This window comes from Streptomyces sp. GC420, from assembly GCF_009916105.1.
GTDB lineage: Bacteria > Actinomycetota > Actinomycetes > Streptomycetales > Streptomycetaceae > Streptomyces.
On sequence record NZ_JAAAXQ010000455.1, the window covers coordinates 1 to 5544 of the forward strand.

The 5544-nt window shown below is 73.2% G+C and carries 7 protein-coding genes; 1 reads left to right on the forward strand and 6 read right to left on the reverse strand.

Features of this window, described 5'->3' with window-relative positions; all coding sequences use genetic code 11:
* A partial coding sequence (locus tag GUY61_RS33800; RefSeq protein ID WP_166634139.1) for a metallophosphoesterase occupies positions 1 to 467 on the forward strand: 467 nt, incomplete at its 5' end.
* A 51-nt stretch (positions 468 to 518) separates the two neighbouring features.
* Here the strand turns inward: GUY61_RS33800 and GUY61_RS33805 are convergent.
* The 6 genes from GUY61_RS33805 to GUY61_RS33830 all read right to left on the reverse strand — a co-directional run bounded on the left by GUY61_RS33805 (position 519) and on the right by GUY61_RS33830 (position 5510).
* Entirely contained in the window at positions 519 to 1250 is a 732-nt protein-coding gene (locus tag GUY61_RS33805; RefSeq protein WP_166634140.1) for a CBS domain-containing protein, read from the reverse strand.
* Between the two features lie 48 nt (positions 1251 to 1298).
* Positions 1299 to 1763 (reverse strand): cyclic nucleotide-binding domain-containing protein, encoded by a 465-nt coding sequence (locus GUY61_RS33810; protein WP_166634141.1) that lies wholly within the window; start codon positions 1761 to 1763, stop codon positions 1299 to 1301.
* A 156-nt stretch (positions 1764 to 1919) separates the two neighbouring features.
* Positions 1920 to 2726, reverse strand: coding sequence for a polyphosphate kinase 2 (ppk2, locus tag GUY61_RS33815; RefSeq protein WP_166634142.1), 807 nt, complete (start codon positions 2724 to 2726; stop codon positions 1920 to 1922).
* A gap of 112 nt (positions 2727 to 2838) precedes the next feature.
* Complete coding sequence (locus GUY61_RS33820; RefSeq protein ID WP_166634143.1) at positions 2839 to 3465, reverse strand: SRPBCC family protein; 627 nt, start codon at positions 3463 to 3465, stop codon at positions 2839 to 2841.
* 47 nt (positions 3466 to 3512) lie between these two features.
* On the reverse strand, positions 3513 to 4649 hold the full coding sequence (locus GUY61_RS33825) for a VWA domain-containing protein (protein ID WP_313896991.1): 1137 nt from the start codon (positions 4647 to 4649) through the stop codon (positions 3513 to 3515).
* Between the two features lie 6 nt (positions 4650 to 4655).
* Positions 4656 to 5510: a MoxR family ATPase gene (locus tag GUY61_RS33830; RefSeq protein WP_166634145.1), complete on the reverse strand. Its 855-nt coding sequence runs from the start codon at positions 5508 to 5510 to the stop codon at positions 4656 to 4658.
* Between the last annotated feature and the right edge of the window lie 34 nt (positions 5511 to 5544).

The window sequence follows — 5544 nt, forward strand, 5'->3', positions numbered from 1 at the left end:
CCCGCGCGCTGCCGGGGGAGCTGCTGGACGCGATCGGCGCCGCCGACGCCGTCGTGCACGCCGGGGACTGGGTCGACAGCGCGACGCTGGATCTCCTCGAGTCCCGGGCCCGCCGGCTGATCGCCGTGTACGGCAACAACGACGGCCCCGAGCTGCGGGCGCGGCTGCCCGAGGTGGCGCGTGCGGAACTCGACGGGTTGCGCCTCGGTGTCGTCCACGAGACCGGCTCCGCGCAGGAGCGCGAACGCCGTTGCGCGGAGCTCTTCCCCGACCTGGACGTGCTGGTCTTCGGGCACAGCCACATCCCCTGGGACACCACGGCGCCCGGTGGGCTGCGGCTGCTGAACCCGGGGTCGCCGACCGACCGGCGGCGGCAGCCGCACTGCACGTACATGACCGCCGTCGTCGAGGACGGCAGGCTGGGCGCCGTCGAGCTGCACAGGCTGCCGCCCCGGACCCGGCCCTGACGCGCCGGGCCCGGGGCGCCTCACCCCGCAGGTGTCACGCCCCGGCAGCCGTCACTTCGCCGCCTCGCCCTTCGCCGCCTCGGCCTTCGGCGGTACGGGTGCCGGACCGGCCAGGTCCGGGTCGAGGTCGGGGTGCCGGCCCGGGCCCATGAGCGCGATCTCGACGTCCACGACACCCTCGACGGCCCGCACCAGCCGCGCGGCCACCGGCACCAGCGTGGTGTCCCTGATGCGCCCGCTCAGGGTGACGACACCGTCCTCGACCGTGACCTGGATGGGCGACAGCGGGGCCGGGAACAGGTAGGCCACGACCTCTCGGCGTACCTCCTCGGCGATGTCCTCGTCGTCCCGCAGGAAGACCTTGAGCAGATCGGCGCGGCTGACGATGCCCTGAAGCATCCCCGTCTCGTCGACCACGGGAAGCCGCTTGACCTTGCGCTGGGCCATGGCACGCGCGGCCTGGGCGAGGGTCGCGCTGGCCTGGATGGTGGCGGCCGGCGCCGTCATCAGCTCTCCCGCGGTGACCGCGCCGGCCTTCGCCAGGTCGGACAGCCGCCGCAGCTGCTCGTACCGGTCGGGATCGGTGTCCCGGAACTCCTCCTTCGGCAGCAGATCGGCCTCGGAGACGACTCCGACGACCCGGCCCTCGCCCTCCAGCACGGGCAGGGCGCTCACCTTCCACTGCTCCATGGTCCTGACGATCTCCTTGAAGGTGGCCTCACGGCCGACGGCGACGACGGTGTGCGTCATCACGTCGCTCACGATGTGCGGGGTGGCGTGCACGGTGACTCCTCGGTCGGTTTCCGCCGGGCGGATACGACGGTCAGCCGGTCAGCGGAGGCTGCCGCTGCCGTAAGGGGCGTACAGGTCGAGCAGCCGGGTCCTGGCGGCCCGGAGCCGGCGGGCGAGCACACGTCCGACCCACTGGGAGACAGACGCGGACAGTTCGGGGTCGGCCTCGCACATCCGCCGTACCGTCGCCGCGTCGAACTCGTAGGCACGTACCGGTGTCATCGCCTCGGCGCCCAGGTGCCAGGTGTGCGGCGGGAACAGCCAGGACCAGCCGACGAGCTCGTTGTGCCCGAGGGTCTCGATGTCGGCCGCCCGGCGGCCGGGCACATGCATGTCGAGGGTGACCGTGCCGGTGCGGATGATCCAGAACTTGTCCGCGTGCCCGCCCTCCTCGAAGAGCCGCGTGCCCTGGGGGAAGGAGACCTCCCGGGCCATGCTCATCAGCCGCTCACGGTGCTCGGCGGGCAGGGCCCGCAGCAGGGTGGAGTTGGAGGACGTGTTCATCGCTGCCCCTTTCCGGTGGACCCGTGGCCGGTACGGACCCTTCGCTTCCAGCTTCGGCCCGGCCGGGTGCCCCCACCATGGGCCACCCGGCCCCGCCGCCGGTCCGCCCGGCCCTCGCCGGTACCCGGCGCCGGCGGCTCCACCAGGGACGACGCCTCAGTCCTTGACCAGTCCTGCCGCATGGTCCGGCACATAGGTCTGCAACTCGCGTGGCGTCCGCACGTATCCCGTCGACGGGGGCCGCGGCGGCACCTCCAGCGCCGGCGGCGGCACCTCCTCGTAGGGCACGGAGGCGAGGAGATGCGCGATCATGTTGATCCGTGCCCGGCGCTTGTCGTCGCTCTCGACCACGCACCACGGCGCCTCGGGGATGTCCGTGTGAACGAACATCTCGTCCTTGGCCCTGGAGTACGCCTCCCAGCGGCTGAGGGACTCCAGGTCCATCGGCGACAGCTTCCAGCGCCGCACCGGGTCGTCGAGTCTGCGCCGGAACCGCTGCTCCTGCACGGCGTCGCTCACCGAGAACCAGTACTTGCGCAGCAGGACCCCGTCCTCGACCAGCATCCTCTCGAAGATCGGGCACTGGTGCAGGAAACGCCGGTGCTCCTCCTTGGTGCAGAAACCCATCACGTGCTCGACACCGGCCCGGTTGTACCAGCTGCGGTCGAACAGCACGATCTCCCCGGCCGCCGGAAGGTGTTCTATGTAGCGCTGGAAGTACCACTGGGTGCGCTCGCGCTCGGTGGGCTTGGGCAGGGCCACGATCCGCGCGACGCGGGGATTGAGATACTCCGTCACCCGCTTGATCGTGCCGCCCTTGCCGGCCGCGTCCCGGCCCTCGAAGACCACCACGAGCCTGGCCCCTTCGGTCTTGACCCACTCCTGCAGCTTCACCAGTTCCGTCTGCAGCCGGTACAGCTCACGCTCGTACGGTTCACGCGGCAGTGTCTTCCTCTGGGCCATACCGTCTCCTCGCTCGGCAATCCGTACCGCCTTCCTACCCAGGCCGGGGGACGGTCCGGTCGGCGGGGTACGCCGGCCGGCGGGCGTACGCCGGTCAGCGGGCGTACGCCGGTCAGCGGCGCCGTCTGAACACGCAGTACACGACGGCGGCGGCGACTGCGGCGGCCACCACCGCGACGGCGGCGCGTTTGGCGACCGCGCCGCCCGCCGCCCGCACCAGGTCGATCGGCTCGGCCTCCGCCCGCTCCTCCGGGACCCCGGTGGCGCCCGTGACGCCCTCGACGAGCGGCGCGGAGGGCCCTGCCAACTCCTCGGACAGGCAGGCGGCGAACTGCCCGACCAGCTTGTCGCCCACCTCCGCCATGACGCCGCGCCCGAACTGCGCGGGCCGCCCGGTGACCGTCAGGTCGGTATCGACCGACACCGCGGTCCCGCCGTCGCGTTCCTCCATCGTCGCGGTGACCGTGGCCCTGGCCGTGCCCTGCCCGCGCGTCTCCTTGCCACTGGCCCTCAGCACCAGCCGGCGCGCGGACTCGTCGGTCTCCTCGAAGACGGCCGTGCCGCCGTAGGTCACCGTGACGGGACCGACCTTGACCTTCACCTTCCCGGTGACCGTCTTGCCGTCGAAGCCGTCCACAGTGGCGCCGGGCATGCACGGCGCGACCCGCTCGATGTCGAGGAGCATCCGCCATGCCTCCTCCACCGGCACAGGGACGGTGAACTCGTGGTGCAGTTCCATCGTTTCCTCCAGTTCTCAGCTCTCGGGTCCTGCGCCCCGCCGGGGACTCAGGGGCCGGTCCTGGTCCCGCCCACGACCGCCGCCAGATGCTCCAGCGCGGCCAGGCTGTGCCCCTCGACGAAGTCGTCCACATGCGGAAGCGCCGCCGCCATGCCACCGGCCAGCGGCGCGTAACCGGGCCGTGCCTTACGGGGATTGGCCCAGACCACCCGGTGCGCGAGCCGGTGCAGCCGGCGCATCTGCTCCCCGAGCAGCGCCGCGTCTCCGCGCTCCCAGCCGTCCGAGAGGACGACGACGACCGCGCCCCGCGCCATGCCCCGCTGGCCCCACCGGTCGAGGAAGCCGCGCAGCATCTCCCCGAGCCGGGTGCCGCCGCTCCAGTCGGGCACCGCCGCCGCGACCGCCGCCAGCGCCGTGTCCGGGTCGCGGTGGCTCAGTTCACGGGTCACCCGGGTCAGCCGGGTGCCCAGCGTGAACACCTCCGTGCGGCCGGGCCCGCCGTGCGCCGCGGCGTGCGCGAAACGCAGCAGGGCGTCGGCGTACGGGCCCATCGAACCGCTCACGTCCAGCAGCAGCACCACCCGGCGCGGCCGTACGGCGCGGGCCCGGTGGCGCAGCAGCGCCGGTTCACCGCCGCCGCGCAGCAACTCCCGCACCGTACGCCTCGGATCGACCTGACCGCGCCTCGCCGGGCGTCTGCGGGCGGTGCGCCGTGGCTCCCCGCGCAGCGAGAACGCCGCCAGCAGGCGCCGCAGTTGCTCGTGCTCCTGAGTCGTGAGCTCCCCCATGTCGCGGTGGCGCAGCACTTCGGTGGCGCTCGCCAGCGTGGCCACCGGCGCCGCTTCCCGGCCTTCGCCGGCCTCGGCCTCGCCGGCGGGTCCGGCCTCCCGGGCGACGAGCCGCAGCCGTGACGGTGGCGCGGCGCGCGGCGCGCCCGCCCGGCGCCGGCCAGTGCCGAAGTAGGCGGCGAACACCCGGTCGTAGCGCTCCAGATCGTCGTGCGTGCCGCACAGCGTGAGCCTGCCCGCCCAGTAGACGTCCGTGCGCCGTCCGGGCGTGAGCACGTCCAGGGCGCGCAGGAACGCCTGGACGCGGTCGGGGCCGGCGTCCACGCCGGCCGCGCGCAGCGCCCGCGCGAAGCCGACCAGTACGGCCGGGGCGTCGGCCACCGCGCTCGCGTCCACCGCCGCTCACGCCCCGCGCGCCGCGAGAATCGAGGACAGGTCCAGCGCGCGGGCCCGTTCGGCGTCCTCGCGGTACTTCAGCACCGAGCCGAGCGTCGCCACCGCCAGCTCCGCGTCCAGTTCGCTCGCCCCCAGCGCGTCCAGCGCCTCGGCCCAGTCGATGGTCTCGGCCACCCCGGGCGGCTTGAGCAGGTCCTGGGAGCGCAGCTCCTGCACGACTGCCGTCACCTGCTCGGCCAGCCGCTCGGCGACCTGCGGCAACCGCCTTCTCACGATGGCGAGTTCGCGGGCGAAGCCGGGGTGCTCGAACCAGTGGTAGAGGCAGCGGCGCTTCAGCGCGTCGTGCACCTCCCGGGTGCGGTTCGAGGTGAGCACCACCACGGGCGGCGACTCGGACCGCACCGTGCCGAGTTCGGGAATGCTGACCGTGTACTCCGACAGCAGCTCCAGCAGGAACGCCTCGAACTCGTCGTCGGCGCGGTCGATCTCGTCGACGAGCAGCACCGAAGGGGTCTCCAGCGCCCGCAGCAGTGGTCTGGCGATGAGGAACCGTCTGCTGTACAGCTCGTCCTCCAGCCGGTCCGGGTCCGTCACCCCCGCTGCCTCGGCGGCCCGCAGGTGCAGCAGCTGGCGCGGGAAGTCCCAGTCGTACAGCGCCTGCGAGGCGTCGATGCCCTCGTAGCACTGCAGACGGATCAGCGGGACACGGAGCGCCTGGGCCAGGGCCGAGGCGAGCGCGGTCTTGCCCACGCCGGCGTCGCCCTCGCAGAACAGCGGCCGGTGCAGCCGCAGCGCCAGGAAGCAGGCGACGGCCAGTCCCTCGTCGACGAGGTAGCCGGTTTCCTCCAGACGGGTCCGCAACCCCTCCGGCCCGTCGGCCCCGTCTGTCCTGGCG

Excerpts from the sequence above, each read along its gene's own strand:
- ppk2 (WP_166634142.1), bottom strand. The coding sequence starts at position 2,726 with ATGGCCCAGAGGAAGACACTGCCGCGTGAACCGTACGAGCGTGAGCTG.
- GUY61_RS33820 (WP_166634143.1), bottom strand. The coding sequence starts at position 3,465 with ATGGAACTGCACCACGAGTTCACCGTCCCTGTGCCGGTGGAGGAGGCA.
- GUY61_RS33810 (WP_166634141.1), bottom strand. The coding sequence starts at position 1,763 with ATGAACACGTCCTCCAACTCCACCCTGCTGCGGGCCCTGCCCGCCGAG.